Below are 24,119 nucleotides of genomic sequence, written 5' to 3'. Positions count from 1 at the left end.
CGCCGCGAGTCTAGGCGATCTGGGACGCCGCCCAGTCCAGGTAGGCCCCGGGCAGCTCGCGCAGCACGTCGAGCGCCTCCGACTCGGGCAGGTCCGGCAGTGCGCGCACCGCCTGCGCGGCCAACGACGTGCAGTGGGCGAGCGTGTCGGCGACGAGGCTGGTCTCCCGCAGCTCCATCAGCAGGTGGTCCAGCTCCACGTCCGTCAGGTCACGGCCCCGCTTTTCGAGCAGCGCGCGCTGGTCCGAGGTGATCGCCCTGAGCAGCGGGAACGTGTAGACGCCCTGTCGGATGTCGTTGCCGACCGGCTTGCCCAGCCGTTCCGCGGTGGAGGCCAGGTCGAGCAGGTCGTCGAGGATCTGGAACATCAGGCCGAACAGGGCGCCGAACCGGGACAGCCCGGCGGCGGTGGCGTCGTCGGCGTCGGCGCAGTGCGCGGCGAGCACGCAGCCCACCTCGAACAGGGCGCCGGTCTTCAGCTCGATGGACCGCAGGGCGTTGTCCGGGGTGCGGTGCGCGTTGTAGAGGTCGAGGACCTCCAGCACCTGGCCCTCGACCAGGTTGGTGACCGACTGCGCCAGCACGCTCGCGGCGTACGGGGAGATCTGGTCGAGCGCGGCCTGGCTGGCGCGGGCCAGCATGAAGTCGCCGACGAGCACGGCGGGGCCGACGCCCCAGTCCGCGTTGACGGTGCGCACGCCGCGGCGTTCCTCGGCGTTGTCCATCAGGTCGTCGTGGACCAGCGAGCCGGCGTGCAGCAGCTCCACGCAGGCGGCGGACGTCATGCCCTTGTCGGTGATCATGCCAGACGCGGCCAGCTCACCGGCCAGGATCAGCACGGAGCGCAGTCGCTTGCCGCCCGCCGCGGTGATGCGGCCGGTGTAGGTGTTGACGATCGGTAATGACGACGACGTCGCCAGGGCCCGGATCTCGTCTTCGACCTTCGGCAGCGCCCGGGCGAGCGCCGGCATGGTCGGCATGGTCGACGGCTTCACGGTGGACACGAGGTGATCGTCGCGCGTCGTACCTGAGAGCGCACTGAGATTGACGAAACTCGAAGGCGCGCGCAGCGGACCGGCCAAGGGCCGCCTGAACGGCTTGCCACCCGTGGACCTGCGGTTTCTTCGCCGGAGGCTTTCAGACCATCGAGCTGGCCATGGCGAAGAACACCATGACGAAGCTCATGACGAGGTGTGTGAGCGAGGGCACCTCACACCTGTTCCACCGGCACAACGACGGTTCGATCACCGGTCCCCGACCTTCCTCGGTCGTCCGGACACCCCGGCCCGGCCCGGAGCCACCCGCTCCGAATAGGACGGACGAACCCGGCGCACGACACATGTGCGAGTCATTCACTTTCCTCCCGACGCATTCCCCACGGAACTGGCGTCGGAATTACGGGCTCGTTCGTTACCCGTTCTCGCGCTTTCGCAGAATCTCCTCGGCGGCGGACAGCAGCCGGGCCCGGTCCTGCCTGGCCAGGAGCCTTCTGTCCCGGTCACGGACCCAGGCCAGCACGTCGTCGGGACCCAGCCCGGCCGCCTCCCGATAGAACTCGTCCCGGTACCACCACCACGTGCGAATGCCGTGCCGGGCAATGCGCACAGGCTGTTCCCGACGCGACACGTCGAGTGACCGGAAATCGGCGACGAGGGCCGGCGGACAGCCCGTGCCGACGAAGAAATGCCTTTTCCGGAACAGGAAAGCGCGGTGGGTGAAGAATCCGGCGTTCGGGTCGTGCGCAGGTCCGCCGGGCGACGTCACGGGGCGTGGTCGGGCGAACGCGGGCGTCTCGGGCCACGACCGGCGGCGTAACACCGCCAGAGCCGCGGCAGTGATGGCCGCCACGAGCAGCACGACGACACCGACCAGCACCCCCGACATGCGGACCCCCCACGAGACGCCGGTCGATTCGAGTGGCGAGGACCCGGGCCCCGCGCACCTGGCAGACTCACCTGCCGTGACGCTGACCGTCTCGTTCATCTGCACCGGCAACATCTGCCGTTCCCCCGTAGCCGCGATCATATTCCGCGAGCACCTGCGCCGGGCCGGGCTGGGCGATCTTGTCAAGGTGACCAGCGCGGGCACCGGTGGCTGGCACGCGGGCGACCCCGCCGACCCGCGGGCGGAGCAGTCGCTGGCCGACAACGGCTACCCGACCGATCACGCGGCGGCGCAGGTCGACGAGGGTCACCTCGACGCGGACCTGCTGGTGGCGTTGGACTCGGGGCACGCGCGGGCGTTGCGGCGGATGATCGGCGATCCGGAGCGGGTGCGGCTGCTGCGTTCGTTCGACCCGGAGGCGGGCGGGGTGGACGTGCCGGACCCTTATTACGGGGACAAGGCCGGGTTCGACGCGGTGGTGGAGATGGTCGAGGGCGCGGTGCCGGGTCTGCTGGCGTGGGTGCGCGAACGGCTGTGACCCGAACGGCTGTGACGCCGTGGCGACGACGACCGGGCTCACTGCCGCTGTTCGGTCGCGGTTACGCGCAACGGGCGTTGTCTGCGGCGCGTTCGCTGACATGATGCCCCGTATGGGGATCAAGGCGTTCGACCGCGACGACTGGCGGTGGCTCAACGAGCCCCGCACCTGGAGCGACCAGGACGGGCTCACCATCACCAGCGACCCGGACACCGACTTCTGGCACACCACGCACTACGGCTACGTCCGCGACAGCGGCCACGTGCTCGGAGTGCCCCTGACCGGCGACTTCACCATCGTGGCCTCGTTCACCGCCGACTACGCCGCCCAGTACGACCAGGCCGGCATCGCGCTGTGGATCGACGGCAAGAACTGGATCAAGGCGGGCGTCGAGCTGGTGGACGACGAGTTCCAGGTCAGCACGGTCGTCACGCGCGACCTGTCGGACTGGTCCGTGGTGCCCGGCGGCCCGGTGCGGCGGGCGACGATCTCCGCCGTGCGCGAAGGCGACGCGGTGACCGTCCGCTACGGCATGGGTGACGCCGAGCCGACGACCATGCTGCGCCTCGCCTACTTCCCGCCCGACGTCGAGGCGCTGGTGGGCGTGATGGCGGCGGCTCCGACCGGTCCCGGTTTCACCGCGCGTTTCGACCGGGTGCAGATCACAACGGCCTAGGGCTTACCGTGGTCCTGTGCGGTTGAAGTTCCTTTTGCAACCCGGCTGGCTGGCCTTGACGCTGGTGGTCTGGGTGTTCGCGGGCGCGTGCTTCACGCTGCTCGCGCCCTGGCAGTTCAACCGCGACTCGGAGCGCGAGGCGCAGAACCACGCGGTCACCTCGTCCGTCGGCACCGATCCGGTGCCCGTCACCACGCTGCTCGACCGGCCGAACGCCGACGTCGAGTGGCAGCGCGTGACGCTGACCGGCCGTTACCTGCCCGAGGGCCAGGCCGTGGCACGGCTGCGGACCGTCCAGGGTGAGGCGGCGTTCGAGGTGCTGACCCCGTTCCAGCTGACCGGCGGGCCGATCGTGCTGGTCGACCGCGGTTACGTGCGGCCCGTCAACGGCATCAAGGTGCCCGAGCTGAAGGCCGTGCCGACCGACGAAGTCACCTTGGTCGCGTTGGCCAGGCGCGAAGAGTCGGACCAGCGCGACGCGTTCCAGGAGGACCAGCACCGCCAGGTCTACTCGGTGAACTCCGCCGTGGTCGGGCGTGCGGCGGGGCTGGAGATCCGGCCGGGCTACTTCCAGCTCACCGAGGGCCAGCCCGGCGTGGAGGAGTCGCTGCCGCTGCCGAAGCTCGACGCGGGACCGTTCTTCTCCTACGCGTTGCAGTGGATCGCGTTCGGCGCGATGGCGCTCGCCGGCTGGCTCTACTTCACCGTCCGCGAGGTCCGGCCCGGCGGCGCGCTGCGCGAACAGGACGAGGGCAAGACCAAGGTCAGGCGGAGGTCCGTCGCCGAGCAGCTCGCCGAAGACGAGGCCGCACCAGCGCGATGACCGCGCTCACGGCCGCCGCCGACGCGCCCACGACCCGGGACAGCTCCACCGCCCGCGTCACGTGACCGGCGTCGGGGTTGCGCCCGTGCCCGAGCACCGGCCGGTCCTCCGCACCGTGCGCGTACACGGTCCGACCACCCAGCCGGACCTCCAACGCCCCCGCGAACGCCGCCTCCACCTGACCCGCGTTGGGGCTGGGGTGCGCCGCCGCGTCACGGCGCCACGTGCTCCAAGCCTCACCGGCGGACCCGCCGACGACCGGCGCGCCCGCCACCGTGAGCAGTGCGGCCAGCCGCGACGGCAGCAGGTTCGCCACGTCGTCCAGCCGTGCCGCGGCCCAGCCGAACCGCAGGTAACGCTCGTTGCGGTGGCCGACCATGGCGTCCAAGGTGTTCGCCGCGCGGTAGCCGAGCAGGCCCGGCACGCCCGCGACCGCGCCCCAGAACAGCGGCGCCACCACGGCGTCGGACGTGTTCTCCGCGACGGATTCGACGGTCGCCTTCGCCAGGCCCAGCGTGTCCAGCTTCAGCGGCTCACGCCCGCACAGGTTGGGCAAACGCTTGCGCGCCGCGTCGAGGTCGCCGCCGTCCAGCTCGCGGCCCATCGCGGTGCCCTCGTCGGCCAGCGACGACCCGCCGAGCACGATCCACGTCGCCGCGGCCGTGGTCAGCGCCTGCGCCACCGGACTGCGCCGGCCGAGCCGCTCCACCGCGACACCGGCCAGCACCGTGCCGCCGACCAGCACCACCGCGTGCGCGACGCCGGCCGCCTTGTTGTCGCGGTGCAGCTTGCGCTCCAGCGCCGTCGCCGCCCGCCCGAATCCCGCTACCGGGTGATACTTGCGGGGGTCGCCGAACACCGCGTCGGCGGCCACGCCCAGCACCAACCCCACCGCCCGCCCCAGACTCACACCGGCACGGTAGCCCGCAGGTGTCGGACCGCCGCATTAGGGTGGCCCACCGTGGAACCAGCCGGCCGCCTGAAGCTCTACGCCTACCTGGACGCGCGCGATCACCAGCGCACGTACCTGGCGATCATGCGGCTGTTCACGTCCACGCTGCTGGCCGACCTGTCCGCGGGCGAGGTCGCGGGAGCGTTGGCCGGCGCCGAGCGGCAGGGCCGGGTCGAGCCGGGCGAGTCGCGCATCGAGAACGTGATCAACCGGCTCCGGCAGCTGGTCGAGTGGGGCAACCTGGTCCAGGGCCGGCGCGAGGTGGTGGCGTCGAGCATCGCCGAGTTCCAGCACGGCAGCGTGCGCTACCAGGTCAGCAAGCTCGCGGTCCGGGTGCAGCGCGACGTGGACGAGCTGCTGCGCGTGCCCGAGGGCGCGCGGGAGGTGTCCCGGGAGCTGCTGCCCGCCGTGGAACGCGGTCTCGGCCAGTTGGGGCAGTCGCTGTCGGAGGCCTTGATCAGCGGCGGTCGCCGGCCGCGCGAGGTGCTGGCCGAGCAGGTCACCACGCTGTTCCTGCAACACGCCGAGCTGGCCGCGACCGTGCGCGACTTCTACGCCTACCTGGGCCAGGTCGTGACGCGGCACCACCTCGCGCCGGAGGAGATCTCCGGGTTCCGGAACCTGCTGGTCGAGTACATCCAGATGGTCGTGGAGGACGTGCTGCGGCACACCCCGGCCATCGCGGACGCCCTGGCCCGGGTGAACTCCGCCCGGTCCGAGCTGCTGCGGCTCCTGGGCCGCGCCGACCTGGGCGAGCAGGTCGAACGGGCGCGCGGGCGTTCCGCCGAGGACTGGCAGGAGCTGACCGACTGGTTCGTGGACCGGCCCGGCCGGCCGAGCCAGGTGACGGCGTTGCGCGAGGCCACCGCACGGGCGATCGGGTCGCTGCTGGCCAGCGTGAAGCGGGCCACGTCCGGCGGCGGGCTGCTGCCGAGCCGTCGGGCCGAGCTGCTGAAGCTCGCCGCGTGGTTCGACTCCGGGTCACGTGAGCAGGCGAACGAGCTGTACGCGGCGGCGTTCGGGCTGTACTCGGCCCGGCACGTCTCCCCAGCGCCCGAGCACGACAGCGACAACGAGCGCACGCCGTGGCGGGACGGGCCGGTGGTCGACGTCACGGTGAGCGTGCGCAGCCGCGGTGACCGGGGCGCGCGCGGGCGGACATCGAGAATCCTGGACGACCCGATGACCGAGCAGTCGCTGCTGGCCGAGGCACGGGAGGCGGACGAACGGCGGGCCTCGTCGGTGGCCGAGCTGGCGGCGGCGGCGCCCCGGCTGGCCGAGACGACGTTGTCCGGTGAGGCGCTCGGGGTGTTGTGCGAGCTGCTGACGTTGGCGATGGCTCAGCGGGACACGGCGTCCGACCCGGGCTCGGCGACGGACCCGGTGCGCGGCCTGCGGGTCACCGTCGCGCACGCCCGAGGGCAGGCGACACAGATCCACTCGGCCGCGGGCACGTTGACGCTGCACGACTCGACGTTGGTGCTCGACTGATGTTCGACGACCTCTCCGAGATCGACGCCGCGAACGTGGTGCGGTGCGCCCGCACCCTGCTGCGGCGGCCGTTGCTGCGCGCGGACGGGCCGGACGGCGAGCTGTTGACGCTGGTCTACCGGCACCGGGCCGCGTTGCAGGACCTGTTCGCCCGCACGCTCGGGTACCGGCTGGTGGTGGAGCGGCGGTTCGCCCGGCTCTACAAGTCCGGGCCGGGCGCCGACGACTCGCGTGGCGTGCTCGGCATGTCCCCGCGCGGGTACGCGTACGTGGCGTTGACGATGGCGGTGCTGACCGGGATCGGGCGGCAGACGCTGCTGTCGCGGCTGGTGGCGGACATCCGTGCGGCGGCGGCCGAGGCCGGGATCACCGTCGTGGACGACGTGGCGGACCGGCGCGCGTTGACGGCGGCGTTGCGGCACCTGGTGTCGCTGGGCGTGCTGCACGAGACCGAGGGCACGGTGGACGCGCAGGCCGAGGCGTTGATCACCATCGACACCGACCTGCTCGGGCAGCTGCTCACCGGTCCGGTGGCCGAGGCGACGTCACCTGATCGGCTGGTCGAGTTGGCCGCCCGGCCCGGTCCGCGCGGGGTCGAGCACGCGGTGCGGCGCAAGCTGGTGGAGAACCCGGTGGTGCTGTACGCGGACCTGCCGGCCGAGCAGGCGGACTGGCTGCGGCGCAATCAGCGCAAGGAGTCCGCGCTGCTGGAGACGTGCTTCGGGCTGTACACCGAGTGCCGAGTGGAAGGCGTGCTGGCCGCCGACCCGGAGGACTACCTGACCGACCTGTACTTCCCCGGCACGTCCACGGTCGCGCGGATCGCGTTGCTGGCGTTGCCGGAGGTGCTGGGCTCGGACCCGCGCCCCGACGGCCGGCACGTGGTCGTGCGCGAGGAGTTGCGCGAGGTGTGCGGTCGGCTGGTGGAGGACTACCCGGCCGCGTGGTCGAAGCAGTTCACCGAAGACCTGGACCGGCTGACCGACGAGGTGCTGGAACTGTTGCGCCGCATGGGGTTGGCGGTACGGACCGACGACGGGTGGCTGCTCAACGCCGCCGCGCACCGCTGGATACCGGAGCCCGACGGCGATCCGGAACGTGAAGCGGAGCCCGTCGTCGTCCCGGAAGTGCCGAGCTGGTCGTTGTTCGATGAGGAGACCGCGTGAACAGGTGGCGGCTGCACAGGGGCGGCATCGTCAACATCTGGCAGTACACCGAGCAGACGTTCGACTTCTCCGGTGGGCGCGCGATCTTCCAGGGCACCAACGGGTCCGGCAAGTCGCGCACGCTGGAGCTGCTGCTGCCGCTGTGCCTCGACGGCGACCTCCGGCAGGTCGGCTCCAAGGGCTTCGACACGGTGTCTCTGCGGCGGCTCATGCTGGACGACTACGACGGCGGGCCGAACCGCATCGGGTACGCGTGGGTGGAGCTGGAGCGTGACGGCGAGTTCCTGACCTGCGGGTTGGGTGTGAAGGCGTCCAAGACGTCGCAGGCGATCACCGACTCGTGGCGGTTCATCACGCCCCTCCGGGTGGGGCACGACCTGGCGCTGGTGGGTGCGGAGCGGACGCCGTTGGGGCCGGTGCAGCTGCGTGACCTGGTCGGCGCGGACTGCGTGCTGGAGGAGGCGGCGTTCCGGGCTCGCGTGGCGGAGACCGTGTACGGCGTGCCCGCGGCCCGGTACGGCGACCTGCTGCACCTCCAGCGGACGCTGCGCAACCCGGACGTCGGGCTGAAGGTGCTGGAAGGGCAGCTGGAGCAGATCCTGTCCGACGCGCTGCCGCCGTTGGACCAGGTGATGGTCGAGCAGCTGGCGACGTCGTTCGACGACCTGGAGTCGATCAGGGAGAACATCACCCGGCTGTCGTCGGCGGACGCGGCGCTGGGGACGTTCCTGAAGACGTACTCGGACTACGCGTTCGGCGGGCTGCGTGCGGCGGCCGAGCGGTGGGGCGCGGCCGAGGACGGTGTGCGGAAGCTGGAACGGGCTTCGGCTCGGCTGTCGGCGTCCTTGACGGGGACGTTGGCGGCACGTGCGGCGGCGGAGCAGTCGTTGTCGGAGCTGGAGGCCGGTGAGCAGCGGGCCGAGGAGACCATCGGGGCGTTGAAGGAGCTGCCCGCGTTCCGCGACCTCCAGGACTTGCAGACGCGCGAGAAGCTGGTGGCGGAGAAGCGTTCGTCCGCCGTGGCGGCGTTGGACATGGCGAACAAGCAGCGGTTGCAGGAGGACGGCGCGGTCGACGGCGTGCTGCGGCTCCTGCGGCGGTTGGCCGAGGACCTGGGCACGGCGGAGGAGCTGGTGGAGCCGCTGCGCCACCACCTGCGTGCGGCCGGTCTCTCGCCCGCCGCGGTGCCGGACATCCCTCGGGTGTCCACTTTGGACGCAGTGGTGCGGACGGAGCAGGTGCGGGCCAAGCCTGACCCGGAAGCAGAGCCGTTGCCGATCGAACGCCGGGTGCCGCCCGGGTCGGACGAGCCCGGGTTGGACGAGCCGGCGTTGGACGACCTCGTGTCGCGCACGTCGTCGATCGCGTCTTCGGCTCGGCAACGGGGTGCGTTGGCGCTCGCGTTGGCGGCGCAGGCGGCCGAGTTGGATACCGCGCAACGCGAGGTGGACGCCCTCCGCCTGACCGCTCGGGACACCCAGCGCGCCGCGACGGAGGCGGCGGCGTTGCGGAACCAGGAGGCGCAGGAGCTGGCCGAGGTCGCGCAGGCGTGGCTGGCCGACGTGGAGGCGTGGCAGGACGCCGGGCCGACCCGGCCGTCGGGCACGCTGGCCCTGCCCACGTCGGTGGACCCGTCCACGGCGCGGGCGTTGGCCGGTGCGGCCCGTGAGTGGGTCGGGCCTTTGGTGACTTCCGCACGGGAGCGCGCGCACGCGATCGGGCAGCGGAACGCCGAGCTGAGCCGGACCATCGACGCGCGGGACGCCGAGCTGACCGGTCTCCGGTCGGGTACGGCGCAGGTGCCCGCACGTGGGCGTTTCGTGTCGGCCGACCGTGATCCGTCGACGGGTGCGCCGTTCTACCGGTTGGTGGACTTCCAGCCAGCGGTGGACGTCGAGCAGCGCGCGGGCCTGGAGGCGGCTCTTGAGGCGTCCGGGCTGTTGGACGCGTGGGTCGGGCCGTCGGGTGTGGTGGACGGTGACGTCGTTGCCTTGGCTGCGGATCCGGTGACCGGGCCGTCACTGGCGTCCGTTCTGGTTCCCACCGTCGACTCTCCAGTGCCTCCGGCGGTGGTCGCCAAGCTGCTCGCGTCGGTGTCGCTCGACCAAGGCGCGTTCGCGGTGTCGGTCGACGGTCGGTGGCAGGCGGGCGTGCTGGCGGGTGCTTGGCGCAAGGAGATGGCCGAGTTCATCGGCGCCGGGGCCCGGGAAGCGGCCCGGCAGCGGCGGATCGCCGAGCTGGAGGACGAGCTGTCGGCGTTGCGGGGCGAACTGGGCGCCGCGGCGGCGGACCTGCTGGCGGCACGCGGTCTGGTCGAGGAGTGGGAGAAGTACGTCGACCGGTTCCCGTCCGACCGGGACCTGCTCGCGCGGCACGGGCGGCTCCACACCGCGCGACAGACGGCCGACCGTGCCGCTGCGCACGCGGAGAAGCTGCGCACGGAGTTGGAAGCGGCTCAAGCACGTTACGAGGCTTCACGTGCCGCGGTGGTTCGGCAGGCGAGTGACGCGGAGCTGCCCGCAGACACCGAAGGGCTCCGGAGCGCGCAGAGTGACGCGGCCGAGGCCCAGCGGATCGCGGACCGGCTCGGTGACGTGCTGCGGCGCCAGTGCCAGGCCACCGTGCGGGACCTGACCGACGCGACGCACCGCTACCACGCGGCCGTGGACGACCGGGTGGCCGCCGAGTCCGAGGCCGAGGCGCGGTGCCGGGACTACGGGACGCAGGCGTCGACGCTGGCCGAGCTGACCGACGCGATCGGTGGCGAGGCACGGGAGATCGCCCAGCAGCTGTCCACTGTGGAGCGTTCACGGGTGGAGATCCGGGCCGACCTGAAGCGGGTGCGGGAGGACGTCACGTCGGCGCGGGAGGAGGCGGCGAAGCTCAAGGCGCAGATCGAGACGGCGGCGGAGCAGCTCGCGTCGGCGCAGGACGTGGCGGCACGTGCGGCGGAGCACTTCAAGGCGACCGTCGACGCGCCCGGTGTGCTGGCCGCCGCGTTGCCGGACGGGCCGGTGGACGTGCCGTCGGTGCGTGAGGCGCTGGTCGGGAGTGACCGGCGCGGCGCGGGTGAGGCGACCGTGATCGCCAAGTTGCAGACGTTGCAGACGTCGTTGGCCGGCAGTCACGACATCACCGCCGACCAGCACGCGGGTCTGCTGACGGTGATGGTCAGCGGCGAGGAAGGCGCCCGGCCGGTCGCGGCGGCGGCCCGGCAGGTGACGACCAAGCTCGGTGAGCAGCGGGGTCTGCTGGACAGCCAGTACCAGGTGATCTTCGCCGACTACCTGATCCGGGACCTGGCCGAGTGGTTGCGCGGGCAGATCGCGGTGGCCGAGGACCTGTGCAAGCGGATGAACGGCGTGCTGTCGCGGGCGCGGTCCAGCCAGGGCGTGCACGTCAAGCTGGCGTGGAAGCACTCGGCGGCGCTGGACGAGGCGACCCGTGACGCGTTGACGCTGGTCCGCCTGCCGTACGCGGAGCGGACGCCCGAGCAGGACGCGACGCTGCGACGGGTGTTCACGGAGCGGATCGAGGAAGAGCGGGACCGGCACAGCGGCAACTACGCGGACGTCCTGTCCCGTGCCCTGGACTACCGGACGTGGCACCAGTTCACCGTGACGGTGGCCGACACCGCGCCGGACGGCGGTCCGCGCGAACGCCGCCTCCGCCAGCTGTCGTCCGGTGAGACGCGGCTGATCTCGTACGTGACGCTGTTCGCCGCCGCGGCTTCGTTCTACGACGCGGTGAGCGGTGACTTCTCGCCGTTGAGGTTGGTGTTGCTGGACGAGGCGTTCGAACGGCTGGACGACCCGACGATCGCCCGCATGCTGGGCCTGCTGGTGGACCTCGACATGGACTGGGTGATCACCTGGCCCAGCGGTTGGGGCGTCTCCGACAAGATCCCGCGGATGCACATCTACGACGTCCTCAGGCCCCGAAACGGTCGCGGCGTCGCGTGCACCCAGACCACCTGGGACGGCGCCGCCCTGGACCGCGTCGATCCCTAGTGGCACACGCCCTACTGGCACACGCCCGTCATGCGGGGACCTTGCAGGAGACGCGGCGGGCGTCGCGGTGGGCTTGGGCCGTGGCCATCAGGGTGTCCAGCGCGTCACGGGTGCGCAGCAGCTCCTCGATGTGGGCGGAGAGCCGGTCGCGCTCCTTGGCCATGCGCTCCATCGCGGCGTCCGAGTTCTCGTCGCTGGGCGAGTCGATGCACGGCAGCAGTTCGATGATGGTGCGGCTGGACAGCCCGGCCGCGTACAGGCGCTGGACGAAGGCGACCCGCTCGACGTCGTACTCCGTGTAGTGCCGCTGCCCGCCGGCGCTGCGGGTGCTGGTGAGCAGACCCTGTTCCTCGTAGTACCGCAGCGAACGGACGCTGACCCCGGCCCGCGCCGCCAGCTCGCCGATCCGCATCCGCTCTCCCGACTGTGACCCCGACCGCATGGCTTGCCCCTCACATTGATGTCAGGTTTTAGCGTACTCGTAGGGCCCTTCGCGGGCCTCGACGAGTACGAGGGAGTCCCCACATGACCACGCTGTTCGACCGCTACCGCCTCGGCGAGCTGACCCTGCCCAACCGGGTCGTGATGGCTCCGATGAGCCGGGTCCGCGCCGCGGCCGGAGGCCTCGCGACCCCGTCGATGGCGGCCTACTACGCCCAGCGCGCCACCGCGGGGTTGATCGTCTCCGAGGGCGTGCAACCCAGCTTGATCGGGCAGTCCAACCCGGGCACCGCGGGTCTGCACACCGACGAGCAGGTGGCCGCCTGGCGACCCGTCACCGACGCCGTGCACACCAACGGCGGACGCATCTTCGCCCAGATCATGCACGGCGGCCGGGTCTCGCACCCCGACACCACCGGTCTCCAGCCGGTCGGGCCGTCCGCCGTCGCCGCCGTGGGCGACGTCTTCACCCCGAACGGACCACAGCCCGCGCCGGTCCCCCGCGCTCTGGACACCTCCGAGGTGCCCGAACACGCCCGCTCGTACGGTGAGGCCGCCCGCCGCGCCGTCGACGCCGGGTTCGACGGGGTCGAGCTGCACGGCGCGAACGGTTACCTGATCTCGCAGTTCCTGTCGTCCAACGCCAACCTGCGCACCGACTCCTACGGCGGATCGGTCGCCCACCGCATCCGCTTCGCCGTCGAGGCGGTGGCCGCCACCGTGGACGCCGTGGGCGCGGCCCGCACCGGGATCCGGCTCTCGCCCGGCGGCACGTTCTGGGGCGTCGAGGAGACCGGGATTCCGGAGCTGTACGCGGCATTGCTCGCCGAACTCGCCCGCTTCGACCTCGCCTACGTGCACCTGGAGGCGACGGCCGACGAGGAGGTGCTGATCGGGCTGCGCCGCGCGTGGCCCGGCGCCCTGATCATGAACCCGGTGGTTCCGATGGGTCCGAAGCAGACCGACCGGACGGCCGCCGACCACTGGCTCGGCCTGGGCGCGGACCTGATCAGCTTCGGCCGTGCCTTCATCTCCAACCCCGACCTGGTGGAACGGCTCCGCACCGGCGTCCCGATCGCGCCCGTCGACCCGGACACGTACTACCAAGGCGGCGACGCCGGCTACCTCACGTACCCGGCGTACCAGCACACCGCCTAGATCACTCCGATGGGGGCGCGGCGGCGGACACCGCCTGCGGCGAGGAATTCAGCCACCGGCAGGGTCGCCGCGCCCAAGGCGACCGACTCGGGACCGAGCTCGCACAACGTGATGGACGCCTGTTCGAACGGCCGGTGCAGGGCGTGGCGGGCGGCCTCGGCGCGCACGTCGTCCAGGATCCTCGGGCCCAGGAGCAGCCCGGCCCAGCCGCCGACGATCACCTGGGACGGGTTGAACAGGTTGATCAGGTTCCCGATCCCGACCCCGGTGTACCGGGCGGTCTCGGCGAGGACGTTCCGGGCTTCGCGTGAGCCATCGGCTACCAGCGCCGCCAACGCGGCCTCCTGCTCGGCGGGCACATCGGACTTCACCGCGCGATAACGGTCCACCACCGCCGACGCGCCGATGTACGCCTCAAGGCAGCCGTGCGCACCACACCGGCACGGACGGCCGTCCAGCGCGATGGTCGTGTGCCCCCACTCCCCCGCGCCACCCGACGAACCGCGGTACAGCGCGCCGCCCGCGATGACGCTCGCACCGACGCCCGACCCGATCAACGCCACCACGGCGTCACCCGTGCCGCGGCCCGCGCCGAACCAGACCTCCGCCTGCCCCAACGTGTTCGCGCCGTTGTCCAGGAACAGCGGCAGGTCCGTGCCGTCCTTGAGCATCCGTTCCAGCGCGACACCGTGCCAGCCCACGGTCTGCGCGTACACCAAGCCGTGTTCGACCTGACCGGGCACGCCGATGCCGACCCCGAGCACGTCACCCACGCCGCTGTCGGCGAGGCAGCGATCAAGCCCTTCCAACACCCGCCGCGCCACGTCGTCCACCGAGTGCACGTCCGGCTCCATCGGGAACGTCGCCTCGGCCAAGCGCTGCAACGTCAGGTCGAACACCTCGACCAGCACGTGCGTCTCGCCGACGTCGACACCCACCACCGCCGCGAACGCCGGGTTGACCCGCAGCAGCACCCGCGGCCGGCCGCCGTCCGAGTCGACCTGCCCGGCCTCGACCACCACACCGTCCGAGATGAGTTCGCCGACCACCGTGCTGACCGACGCCTGGCTCAACCCGGTGACGCCCGCGATCTCCTGCCGGCTGCGCGGCTGGTCGAAGTACAGCGCGCGCAACACCCGCGCGCGGTTGGCGGCACGCAGGTCGCGCACGGTCAGCTTGCGGTGCACGGCGACCCCCATCGGGCGAGTGGAACGTACGGCCGCCACACGGGCGTGTCGAAGTCCCGACGTTAGTCGGTTGCGCACGGCAAGGCGCAATGCTGGTGACTTAAACTGTTTTCCGGGCTCAGCCAGGTGCGCCGCGCCAAGAACTTCCGAAAGCGACCGCTAAGCCGCCAGATGCGCGGCGGTGATCGGTGATTCGACCGTCCACCCGAGCTTCTGGTACAACGCGAGCCCTGCTCCGGTGGCGACCAGCACGGCGCGCACCGCACCGCGGGCCGAGGCGGCGCGCGACAACTCGGACATGACGACGCTGCCGAGACCGCGCCTGCGGTGCGCGGGGTCGGTCTTCACCATGTCGATGACAGCGGCGCGACCGCGCACCGCGACCCGCCCCTTCGCCGCGCACCCGCCGCCGGCGGTTCGGACGACGGCGTCGTGCAGGTCGCCGATACTGCGCAGTTCCACGGTGTAGGGATCCGGCGGGGTGATGGGCGGGTGTGTCCTCAACTCGGTGCTCATCAGGTACTCCGGCGCACCGATCGTCCACCCGGAGCTCAGTCCGGGCCGCACCTGCTCGGGCGAACCGCAGACCTTCAGCCAGGTGCCGGGTTCGGTGAGATCGGCGGCACGCGGGCGGACCGAGCTCGGGTCCAGCAGCACGTAGCGCACCTGGTGTCCGGGCAACCCGACGTCGATGCGGTAGCCGTCGGGCTCCGTGACGGGATCCGGGGTGCTGCGGGACAACGCCCAGCCCCACACCCACTCTGCGACGACCTGGCCGGTTCGCGACTCGGCCGCCGGAGTCCAGAAATCGATCACGCCACGATCCTGCCACGGCTGCGTCCTCGACCTCGACGACCCCGCCTGACCGCCGAACCACCCCGAAGAACTTCCCATCGGCGCAAATCCGGTCAGCCCGCGGCCACCCACGACTGGATCATCCGGTAGGCGATGGACGCCCCCGGCGCGAGCAGCAGGTCCGGCACGCTGCCCGGCTCGGCGAGCGCCTGCCTCACGTCGGCCCGACTGACCCACCGTGCCTGCGCGATCTCGCCTTCCGCGAGCAGCAGCGGCTCGGTCGGGTCGGCCACCGCCTCGAACCCCACCATCAACGACCGGGGAAACGGCCACGGCTGGCTACCGAGGTAGCGGATGGCGCCGACCTGGACGCCGACCTCTTCCTCGATCTCCCGCGCCACGCACGCCTCCAGCGACTCGCCGGCCTCGACGAACCCGGCCAGCACCGAGTAGCGCGCCTCGGGCCACCCTTCGCCACGGGCGAGCAGCACCTGGTCCGCGCCGTCGTGCACCAGGCAGATCACCGCCGCGTCGGTGCGCGGGTACTCCTCGCGCCCGCACTCCTCGCAGGCCCGCGCCCACCCCGACTTGATGGAGTCCGTCTGCCCGCCGCACGCCGCGCAGAACTTCGCCGAACGGTGCCAGTGGAACAACGCCACCGCCGACGTGAACAGGCCCGCGCCGGTGTCGTCCAGCATCGCGCCGCACGCCCGCAGATCGAGCCATTGCGGCTCGTCCGTCAGCTCCGGCCCGCTCCACGCCCGACCGGTGGGCGCATTGACGTCCGTCTCGTCCTCGGTCAGCGGAACGGCCCAGTACGCCACGCCGTCCTGCTCGCCGAGGAGCACGGAGGTGTCCGGCGGACCGTCGCCGAACTCCGTGGCGGGGTGGTCGACCAGGCGCGACGCCTGGTCGGCCACCAGCGTGCGGCCCTGCGCGTCCACGGTGATGACGCGGGACTTCGGCCACAACTGCGCGATGCGCTGTGCGTCACCACGCAACGGTTCCCGCCGGTCCACGGTGAACCGCGAGAGGGCCGGCAGCTCCACCAGCTCGAAACTCACGGCAGGGTCACGCCGCCCAACGCCCGCAGCTGCGGAGCCAGCAGATCGGCGTCGCCCACCAGCACGCCGGTGAACGCGGTCGGCGCGAAGAACTCCAGCGCCACCGCGGCGACCTGCTCGACGGTGACGGCCGCCAAGCGGCGGGGATGCCCGGTGAACCACTCGATGTCCAGGCCCAGGCCGGCGAGGTTCATCAGGAACGACGCCAGCCCGCCCTGCGACGACGTCGCCGTCAGCAGCGAGCCGATCGCGTACCGGCGCGCGGTGTCCACTTCGGACTCCGACGGCGGCACCAGGCCCATCCGGCCCAGCTCGTACCTGGTCTCCAGCAGCGCCGCCGCCGTCACCTCGCTCGCCGTGTCGGCGTCCACCAGCAGCGTCGCCCCACCCGGCGTGAACTCCGAGTGCGAGCGCGCGCTGTACGTGTAGCCCTTGTCCTCGCGGATGTTCTCCACCAGCCGGGAGGAGAAGAAGCCGCCGTACACCAGGTTCGCCAGCTGCATCGCCGGGTACCGCTCGTCGGTGCGCACCAGGCCGCGCCCGGCCAGCCGGATCTGCGACTGCACGGCGCCGGGCCGGTGCACCAGCACCACGTCACCGCCTTGGACGACGGGCAACGGCGACAACGTCACCGCGGTGCCCTCACCGGTCCAGCCGCCCAACGCGCCCTCGACCGCGCGCACCGCCGCGTCCGGCTCCATGTCGCCCACGACCACGATCACCGAGCCGCGCGGCAGCACGGCCGTCGAGTGCAGCGCGCGAACGTCCTCTTGGGACACCGCCGCGACCTCGTCCGCCTCCGGCATCTCCTTGGCGAACGGGTGGTCGCCGTACAGGTGGCGCTGCAACGCCTCCCGCGCGATCACGTTCGGCTGCGACCGCGCCAACCGGATCCGCTCGACCAGCCGCGCCCGCTCCCGCTCGACCTCGCCGGCCGGGTAGGTCGCGCCGGTGAGCACGTCCCGCAGCACGTCCAGCACGGTGTCGAAACCGGACATCAGCGCGTTGCCGGAGAAGGCCAGCCGCTCCGGGTCGACCACCGCGTCCAGCTCGCCGCCGACGAGCGCCAGCTCGGTGTCCACGTCCACCCGGCTGCGGGTCGCGGTGCCGGTGAGGATCGTGTTCGCCAGCACCTCGGCGCGCGCCGAGTGGGTCGAGCCGACGCTGCTGGAGGCCGGGTCGCCGAACGGGATGCGCAGGCGCACCTCCACCATCGGCACCGACGACCGGCGCACCGCGATCACGCGCAGGCCGTTGGCCAGCGTGGTGTCGACGGTCTCCATGTCCGCGGCGGCCCGCTGCTCGCCCAGCTCCGGGAACGGGCGAGGCCCGAGCGCCGTACGGCCGATCTCCTCGGCGCTGCGGTGCTTGGTCGGGGCGCTCACTCGGTACCTCCGTCGGCAGTCTGTGCGGTCTCGTTCTCTTCAACGCTCTGGGCGGGCTTGAGGAGCAGCACAGCGCGCGCGTCCGGACGCAGCGCCTTCGCCGCCGCGGCCACCTCGTCGGTGGTGACGGCGGCCAGCTTCGCCGGCAGCTCGTACAGCAGCTCGGCCTGCCCGAACAGCAGTTCGGCCGACCCGAGCCCCAGCGTCCGGCTGGTCAGCCGGTCGTGCTCGCGGTGCATGGTCGACACCCAGCGCGCGGTGACCTTGGCCAGCTCCTGCTCGCTCGGCCCTTCCTCGGCCAGCCGCAGCAGCTCCTCGTCCACCGCCGCGATGACCTGCTCGGAAGTGATCTCCGGCGGGTGGATCGCGGTGATGCTGAACGTGTCGGGGTCGCGCGCCTCCAACGGCCCGAACAGACCGCACCCGGCGCCGACGTCCACCACGATCGCGTCCTGGTGCACCAGCCGCTGCTGGAGCCGCGACCCGTCGCCGTCGGTCAGCACACCAGCCAGCACCAGGTAGCTGAGGTAGGCGTCCACCTCGGTCACCGGGTCCGGGATGCGGTAGCCCAGGGCGATGGCGGGCATCGGCGCGTGCTTGTCGGTGTGCTCGGCGCGGATCTCGCCCTTCGGCGCTGCCTCGGCGAACGACGGCCGGACCGGCACCGGACGGGCGGGCACGTCGCCGAAGTGCTTCTCGACGAGTGCCTTCGCGCCCTCGGGGTCGAAGTCGCCGGCCACCGTCAGCACGGCGTTGCCCGGCGCGTAGTACGTGTCGAAGAACGCGGCGCAGTCGTCCACCGTGGCGTTCTCCAGGTCGGTGAAGTCGCCGTAGCCGTTGTGCGCGTTCGGGAAGGTCTGGAACAGGACCGGCGGGAGCAGGATCCAGGGGAACCCGCCGTACGGTCGGTTGAGGACGTTGAGCCGGATCTCCTCCTTCACCACGTCGATCTGGTTGCGGAGGTTCTCCTCGGTGATCTTCGGCGCCCGCATGCGGTCCGCTTCGAGGAACAGCGCGCGCTCCAGCGCCGCCGACGGCAGCACCTGGTAGTAGTCGGTGTAGTCGGGGTGGGTGGACCCGTTGAACGTGCCGCCCGACGACTGCACGTGCCGGAAGTGGGCCAGCTTCTCCAGGCTCTCGCTGCCCTGGAACATGAGGTGCTCGAAGAGGTGCGCGAACCCCGTCCGCCCCTCGGGCTCGGAGCGGAAGCCCACGTCGTAGTGCACGCTCACCCCCACGACCGGGGCGCTGCGATCGGGTGCGAGCACCACCCGCAGACCGTTGGGAAGCGTGAACCTGTGCAGTTCGGGTAGCGCCATGCACGCAGCCTACGGGTTGACCCCGACACCGGGCTCGATGGTCACCCGGCCCCCACGACCTCCCGCTACGCCCAACGCGAACGACCTGGTCCGGTTTTTATCCGAGCGATCTCAAATGTCCGGCTTGGGCCAGCACGCCGTCCAGCGCCCCGAGGAACGTCGGGAACCGCTGCGCGAACCGCCGCAGGTCACCGCCCTCCTCCGCCTCGCCGAACCAGTACAGCCCCGGCCGCGTGCCGGCGAACGTCGCCAACCACCGCTCCGTCTCCCCCAACACCACCGCGTACGGCAGCGAGCGCGAGAACACCATCTCCCGGTCGCCGTCCGGGATGTCCTGCGGAGTCGCCGTCTGCAAGTACCCGCGCAACCCGCGCACGTGCTCCAACAGCGCACTGCCCCGCTTGGTCCGCGCCGGCATCGAGCGCGCGCCCAAGGCCAACGCCACACCGGCGACCACGGCCACCAGCCCGAACAACGCCGCCGCCCCGATCAGCGCCAACACCACCGTCAGCGCCACGCCGGCCACGCCCAGCCCGACCCCGGCCCACCACCAGAGGTTCCGCTCGGCATCCGGCCGCCGGGCGAACCAGTTCTTCGCCACCACGTCGACGTACAGCGCGTCCCGCACCCGGGACAGGTCGATCCGCCTGCCCCGCAGCTCCGACAGCAGCACCACGTCCACCCCGTCGGGCAACAACGCCTCGTACACAGCGCGCTCGTACCCCGACAACGACGGGTCGGCCGGGTTGCGCCGCACGAACCGCCAGTCGTGCCCGTCGACCTCCTCGATCCACACGTAGTTGCGCACCGCGAGGTCCACGATCGTGGCGGTCACGTCCACCACGTCCACGTGCTCGTCCACCACGGTCCCCACCTGACCTGGCAGCACGCCGTCCGGAGAGGCGAACGCCATCCGCCCCGAACCGTCGGTGACCAGCACGTTCACCGGTCCGACGGCACCTCCCAACGCACGCGAGTCACGGCCGCGGAGGTACCAGAGCGCCGTCCCGCCGGCGAGCAGCAGCAGGACCAGCCCACCGAGCCCGGCGCCGGTCGCCGGTGTCAGCGCGAACGCCGCCAGCAGCCCGGACGTCTCCTCCACCCGCGCGTTGGCGGGCACGGCGCCCTCCTGCAAGCCGACCGTCACGTCGATCCGCTCACCGGCGCCCAGGCTGATCTCGGTCGCCCGCACGCCGCGGCCGTCGCCCAGGTCGGCACTGGTGCACGGCTTGGCCGTGCCGGGCTCACCGGCCAGGCAGCTCACCGACTTCGGCACGTCCGGCGTGATCACGGAGACCTTCACCGAGTCGAGCGCGGTGTCCCAGCCGCTCGCGGGCTGCCAGCGCAACTCCAGCGTGTCACCGATCTTGGCGACGGTTCCCACTACCGAGTACTTGACCGTCGATGTGCCGGCTTGTAGTGCGATCGTCAGCTCGTCGGCCGATGCTGTAGCCGTGCCCTTGCCCTCGCCCTCGACAGTCACGTCGCTGACCTCGAACACGCGATCCCGGTGGTCGGCGACCGGGACGCGGAGCGGGACGACCCGGTTGGCCGTCGCGCCCTCGGGGACGGTGACCACCTCGGTCACGCTCAGCCTGCCGTCGCGCTCCAGTTTGAGCCGCACGTCGGCGCCGACCGTCCCTGGCAGACCGGCCGCACTGCTCGGTTGCGCCGCCGCTGTGCCGCTGCCCGCGCACAGCGCGACCGCGCAGATGGCAGCCGCTCCCCAGTTTTTCAACACGGCCGCGGAGAATAGCGGAGTTCCCCTAAGCTCTTGTGCTGATTCGGGCATCCGCGATATGGGGGACCACCAGCGATGACGCAACCACCGCCGCCGGGTGGCTGGCCGCCACCACGACCGGTCGGGCCGCCGCCGATGCCAGCCCCTCTGCACCCCCGACAACCACACCAAACCCCACCGGCCCAGCAGCCCCAACCGACCCGCCAGTGGCCTGCGCAGCAGCCCCCGACGCAACCCTCGACGCAGCAGCCCTCGACGCCGTACCCGGCGACCGGTCCGCAGCCGACGCAGCAGTACCCCCCGACCGGGCCGCAGCCCCACCAGCAGCCGACGCAGTCCCCGCAGACCGGCCCCCAGACCCACCAGCAGTCCCCGGCGCAGTACCCGCAGACCGGCCCCCAACCGACGCAGCAGTACCCGAAGACCGGTGCCCAACCCCACCAGCAGCCGTCGTGGCCCGGCCAGGGCTCCTGGCCGCAGCAGGCCCCCTCGAATCCGCCGCCGATGGCCGCCCCTCAGCCACCGCCCGCGAACTGGGGCCCGCCGCCCGGACAGCCGCCCGGCTGGGGTCCACCCCCGATGCCGTACCCGCCGATGCCGCAGAAGAAGAGCGGCGGCCCGGTGGTGGCGTTGCTGATGATCGGCTTCCTCGTGGTCGCCATCGCCGCCATCGGCATCATCGCCGCGAACAGGGGCTCCGACCAGGCACGTGATTCCGGCACCGCCGGGTACGCGAGCTACACGTACACGCCCGAGCCGACGACGAAGACGACAACCGGCACCACCACCACGACGACCACGACGGCGAGCAGCAGGCGTTCCACGTCGACCAGCGAGCCGAAGGCCGGCCCCAAGGCCGTCATCGCGCTGGGTGACAACCCGATCCACGCGGCGGGCCTCGGCGCGTTCAACATCGAAGGCTGCCCGCTGCCCGGCATGGACTACTCGCCCGCCGGCCAGGACCGGTTCCTGCGGGCCGCGCTGCCGTGCATCGAGGCGATGTGGAAGCCGTCGTTCCAGCGCGCGAACCTGCCGTACCAGCCAGTGGAACTGGTCATGGTGACGTCCCAGATCACCAACACGTGCGGCTCCATGGGCCCGGACCGCACCGCCATGTACTGCGACGGCACGATCTACTGGACGCCGAACCACTACGCGAACGAGCAGGGCGCGGCGAACCCCAACCACCCAGGCAAGTACCTCGGGCAGCTCGCGCACGAGTACGGCCACCACGTCCAGTGGCTGTCCGGCATCCTGCGCGCGTCCGGCCAGGCCCAGTACGACAAGGGCGGCTGGGACACCACGGAAGGCCTCGACCTGAACCGGCGCAAGGAGCTCCAGGCGACGTGCTTCGGCGGCATGACGCTGGCGCCCCTGTCGCACGGCGCGATCCCCGCGGACGTCATCTCGGTGGCGCTGACGGACGCCGGTAACCGTGGTGACTACCCGATTTACCCCAATCGGGACCACGGCTCGCCCGAGCGAAACTCTGCGTGGGTGAACCACGGCTTTAAGAACAACGAGACGAGCGCGTGCAACACTTGGGTAGCGAGCGCGGCGGACGTCAGCTGACCCGACTGGAGGACCGTGCACACGCCCGAGGAGCCCAAGAACAACCCGATCGTCCTCATCGGTGTGTTCTCGTTGATCGTGTTGTGCGTCTTGGGCCTCGGCGGGATCACGCAGCTCGAAACGACCCGGCGGATCAACGGCCGGGCGGTGGCGGCACCGGACGCCGGATCGCCGGTCGCGCAATCCACGCCGGCCGAGCCGCCCAGGCCGCGCGCGGTGCACCGGCTGGCCGACCACCCGCTACTCGTCACGCCCACCCGGTTGCCTTCGGTGACGTGCGCGTTGCCGGTGTTCGGGCTGTCGGACCCGGAGCTGTCGGCGTACTACAAGGCCGGGGTCACGTGCCTGGACCAGGCGTGGCAGCCGGCGCTCGTGCAGGCGAACCTGCCGTTCGACCCGCCCGCGCTGGACACGGCGCCGGACCTGACCGACGGTCCGTGCGGCACGGCGCCCGCGGAGAGCGAGGCGGTCGCGTACTACTGCGGTCGCAACAGGACGATCTACATGCCCACGCAGCGGCTGCGTGACAACGGTGGCGGTGACCGTGCGGGGTCCCACCTGGCGACGTTGGCGCACGAGTACGGGCACCACGTGCAGGCGTTGACGGGGATGCTGCGCGCGGCGGACAGCAAGATCGTGGACGCGGGCGAGGAGACGCCGGCGGGCCTGGAGATGTCGCGGCGGATCGAGTTGCAGGCGAACTGCTTCGCCGGGATGTTCCTGGTGGCGGCGTCCGGGTCGATCGGGCCGGGGCTGGCCGAGGAGGCGGCGGAGGACTTCCACTACGCGATGGAGGAACCGCCGGAGAAGAACGCGCACGGCAGCCCGGACAACCAGGGTGTGTGGGCGTCGCACGGGTTCACCACGGGCGTCACGTCGTCGTGCAACACCTACGCGGCTTCGGCGGAAGCCGTCGGCTGACCGCGCGCGGTCCACAGGTAGGCGTAGAGGCCGCCGGCGAGACCGCTCAGGCACATCAGCATCACGGTCAGCCTGGTTTCGAGCGGCATGCCCTCGGGCGTGGTGGTGGCTGCCTGCACGGTGAACTCGCCGCTGGTGTCTGCGGGGACGACGACCTCCACCACCTCGTTCCGCTGGTGGCCGCAGCCGTCGAGCTTCGCGGTGTGGGTCTGGTCGTCGATCTTGAGTTCGACCCGGTCGTAGGCGTCCGGGTCGCCGCAGGATGCGGGGGTGACGACGGTAGCGGCGACCCGGTGGACCTCGGAGGACGTTCGCGGCCACCACAACGCGACCGCTGCCGCGACGCCCGCGAGGCCCACGACCAGCAGCACCAACGCCCATGCGACCGGGCTTCGCGGAACCGCCACAGCGTGGATGGTCGCAGACGGAGTGGCCGGTTGTCGTGCGGGCGACGACTGTTCTCCGCAGCCTGAAACATCACTCGATCGTGATCTTGCACACCTCGAACGCCTGTTCGACACTGGAGCCATGGACTTCAGCCGGAAAGCCACCCCGAAAGTCGGCGCCAAGCTCACCGCCAAGCTCACCGCCAAGGTCACCTCCAAGGTCACCTCCAAGGTCACCGAGCCCACCCGCCCGCCGACCCACCGCCGGATGCCTTACCGAGCGCGGTGCCGAGATGCCCGGCCCTGGGTCGGCTCGCCGTGGTGGAGCGGCACGGCACACGGGCGAAGCCACCGAATCCGGCCACCCCGAACCCGAACCCGAGTTCAAACCCGAGCCCGAGTCCGCAGACGAATCCGGCCAAGACGACCCGGCCCCGCCCCACCGCCAGGCGGGTAGCCCTTCAGTCCCCGCCGAACGCGCCCCCGGGGCCGACCGCCGCCACCGTCCACACCACCACCGTCCACAACGCAACACGGACTGGCCACAGCGCGACCCAGCCCGCCAAGCGCCGCCCGGTCGATCGCCACCCGCCTACACGCCCACAGCCACC

At 71.7% G+C, this 24,119-nt stretch carries 20 protein-coding genes; 9 read left to right on the top strand and 11 right to left on the bottom strand.

Annotated features, from left to right (window positions below; translation table 11 throughout):
• Window positions 1-10: 10 nt before the first annotated feature.
• Window positions 11-1,003, bottom strand: coding sequence for a polyprenyl synthetase family protein (locus tag F4560_RS37605; RefSeq protein WP_312869713.1), 993 nt, complete (start codon window positions 1,001-1,003; stop codon window positions 11-13).
• A gap of 406 nt (window positions 1,004-1,409) precedes the next feature.
• The gene (locus F4560_RS37600) at window positions 1,410-1,883 is read right to left on the bottom strand and encodes a hypothetical protein (protein WP_221483782.1); all 474 of its coding nucleotides are present in this window, start codon (window positions 1,881-1,883) and stop codon (window positions 1,410-1,412) included.
• Window positions 1,884-1,965: 82 nt separating this feature from the next.
• Here F4560_RS37600 and F4560_RS37595 point away from each other — a divergent pair, with 82 nt between their 5' ends.
• The 3 genes from F4560_RS37595 to F4560_RS37585 all read left to right on the top strand — a co-directional run bounded on the left by F4560_RS37595 (window position 1,966) and on the right by F4560_RS37585 (window position 3,920).
• Window positions 1,966-2,421, top strand: a complete 456-nt coding sequence (locus F4560_RS37595) for a low molecular weight protein-tyrosine-phosphatase (RefSeq protein ID WP_246479085.1) — start codon at window positions 1,966-1,968, stop codon at window positions 2,419-2,421.
• Window positions 2,422-2,533: 112 nt separating this feature from the next.
• A complete protein-coding gene (locus tag F4560_RS37590) occupies window positions 2,534-3,097 on the top strand; it encodes a DUF1349 domain-containing protein (RefSeq protein WP_184927822.1) in 564 nt (187 codons plus the stop codon).
• Window positions 3,098-3,113: 16 nt separating this feature from the next.
• The gene (locus F4560_RS37585) at window positions 3,114-3,920 is read left to right on the top strand and encodes an SURF1 family cytochrome oxidase biogenesis protein (RefSeq protein WP_184927821.1); all 807 of its coding nucleotides are present in this window, start codon (window positions 3,114-3,116) and stop codon (window positions 3,918-3,920) included.
• Here the strand turns inward: F4560_RS37585 and F4560_RS37580 are convergent.
• Window positions 3,862-4,830, bottom strand: coding sequence for a cobalamin biosynthesis protein (locus F4560_RS37580; protein WP_184927820.1), 969 nt, complete (start codon window positions 4,828-4,830; stop codon window positions 3,862-3,864). The two genes, F4560_RS37585 and F4560_RS37580, sit on opposite strands and share 59 nt — an antisense overlap.
• Before the next feature lie 51 nt (window positions 4,831-4,881).
• Here F4560_RS37580 and F4560_RS37575 point away from each other — a divergent pair, with 51 nt between their 5' ends.
• From F4560_RS37575 to F4560_RS37565, 3 genes are read left to right on the top strand one after another with little or no spacing between them, the layout of a single operon-like run.
• Window positions 4,882-6,363: a DUF2397 domain-containing protein gene (locus F4560_RS37575; RefSeq protein WP_184927819.1), complete on the top strand. Its 1,482-nt coding sequence runs from the start codon at window positions 4,882-4,884 to the stop codon at window positions 6,361-6,363.
• Entirely contained in the window at window positions 6,363-7,529 is a 1,167-nt protein-coding gene (locus F4560_RS37570; RefSeq protein ID WP_184927818.1) for a TIGR02678 family protein, read from the top strand. Before F4560_RS37575 ends, F4560_RS37570 begins: the two co-directional genes overlap by 1 nt.
• A complete protein-coding gene (locus tag F4560_RS37565; protein ID WP_184927817.1) occupies window positions 7,526-11,539 on the top strand; it encodes a TIGR02680 family protein in 4,014 nt (1,337 codons plus the stop codon). The genes F4560_RS37570 and F4560_RS37565 overlap by 4 nt, the downstream gene beginning before the upstream one ends.
• A gap of 28 nt (window positions 11,540-11,567) precedes the next feature.
• On the opposite strand, the gene F4560_RS37560 is transcribed toward F4560_RS37565, so the two are convergent.
• Entirely contained in the window at window positions 11,568-11,951 is a 384-nt protein-coding gene (locus tag F4560_RS37560; protein WP_184927816.1) for a MerR family transcriptional regulator, read from the bottom strand.
• 113 nt (window positions 11,952-12,064) lie between these two features.
• Here F4560_RS37560 and F4560_RS37555 point away from each other — a divergent pair, with 113 nt between their 5' ends.
• On the top strand, window positions 12,065-13,138 hold the full coding sequence (locus F4560_RS37555; RefSeq protein WP_184927815.1) for an alkene reductase: 1,074 nt from the start codon (window positions 12,065-12,067) through the stop codon (window positions 13,136-13,138).
• Here F4560_RS37555 and F4560_RS37550 read toward each other — a convergent pair.
• From F4560_RS37550 to F4560_RS37525, 6 genes are all read right to left on the bottom strand, one after another.
• Window positions 13,135-14,337, bottom strand: a complete 1,203-nt coding sequence (locus tag F4560_RS37550) for an ROK family transcriptional regulator (RefSeq protein ID WP_184927814.1) — start codon at window positions 14,335-14,337, stop codon at window positions 13,135-13,137. The genes F4560_RS37555 and F4560_RS37550 overlap by 4 nt on opposite strands.
• Before the next feature lie 147 nt (window positions 14,338-14,484).
• Window positions 14,485-15,141 (bottom strand): GNAT family N-acetyltransferase, encoded by a 657-nt coding sequence (locus F4560_RS37545; protein WP_312869710.1) that lies wholly within the window; start codon window positions 15,139-15,141, stop codon window positions 14,485-14,487.
• A gap of 92 nt (window positions 15,142-15,233) precedes the next feature.
• Window positions 15,234-16,184, bottom strand: coding sequence for an NAD(+) diphosphatase (nudC, locus tag F4560_RS37540; protein WP_184927812.1), 951 nt, complete (start codon window positions 16,182-16,184; stop codon window positions 15,234-15,236).
• Window positions 16,181-17,569 (bottom strand): M16 family metallopeptidase, encoded by a 1,389-nt coding sequence (locus F4560_RS37535; RefSeq protein ID WP_184927811.1) that lies wholly within the window; start codon window positions 17,567-17,569, stop codon window positions 16,181-16,183. Before F4560_RS37535 ends, nudC begins: the two co-directional genes overlap by 4 nt.
• On the bottom strand, window positions 17,566-18,888 hold the full coding sequence (locus F4560_RS37530; protein ID WP_184927810.1) for a M16 family metallopeptidase: 1,323 nt from the start codon (window positions 18,886-18,888) through the stop codon (window positions 17,566-17,568). The genes F4560_RS37535 and F4560_RS37530 overlap by 4 nt, the downstream gene beginning before the upstream one ends.
• Before the next feature lie 97 nt (window positions 18,889-18,985).
• Window positions 18,986-20,629: a DUF2207 domain-containing protein gene (locus F4560_RS37525; RefSeq protein WP_184927809.1), complete on the bottom strand. Its 1,644-nt coding sequence runs from the start codon at window positions 20,627-20,629 to the stop codon at window positions 18,986-18,988.
• A 579-nt stretch (window positions 20,630-21,208) separates the two neighbouring features.
• Here F4560_RS37525 and F4560_RS37520 point away from each other — a divergent pair.
• Window positions 21,209-22,201 (top strand): neutral zinc metallopeptidase, encoded by a 993-nt coding sequence (locus tag F4560_RS37520; RefSeq protein WP_184927808.1) that lies wholly within the window; start codon window positions 21,209-21,211, stop codon window positions 22,199-22,201.
• A 15-nt stretch (window positions 22,202-22,216) separates the two neighbouring features.
• Window positions 22,217-23,122 (top strand): neutral zinc metallopeptidase, encoded by a 906-nt coding sequence (locus F4560_RS37515; protein ID WP_184927807.1) that lies wholly within the window; start codon window positions 22,217-22,219, stop codon window positions 23,120-23,122.
• On the opposite strand, the gene F4560_RS37510 is transcribed toward F4560_RS37515, so the two are convergent.
• On the bottom strand, window positions 23,092-23,529 hold the full coding sequence (locus tag F4560_RS37510; RefSeq protein ID WP_184927806.1) for a hypothetical protein: 438 nt from the start codon (window positions 23,527-23,529) through the stop codon (window positions 23,092-23,094). The genes F4560_RS37515 and F4560_RS37510 overlap by 31 nt on opposite strands.
• Between the last annotated feature and the right edge of the window lie 590 nt (window positions 23,530-24,119).

This window comes from Saccharothrix ecbatanensis, assembly GCF_014205015.1.
In the GTDB taxonomy this organism is placed as follows: domain Bacteria; phylum Actinomycetota; class Actinomycetes; order Mycobacteriales; family Pseudonocardiaceae; genus Actinosynnema; species Actinosynnema ecbatanense.
The sequence above is the reverse complement of the archived record's forward strand: the minus strand, read 5'-3'. Positions and strand labels throughout refer to the sequence as shown.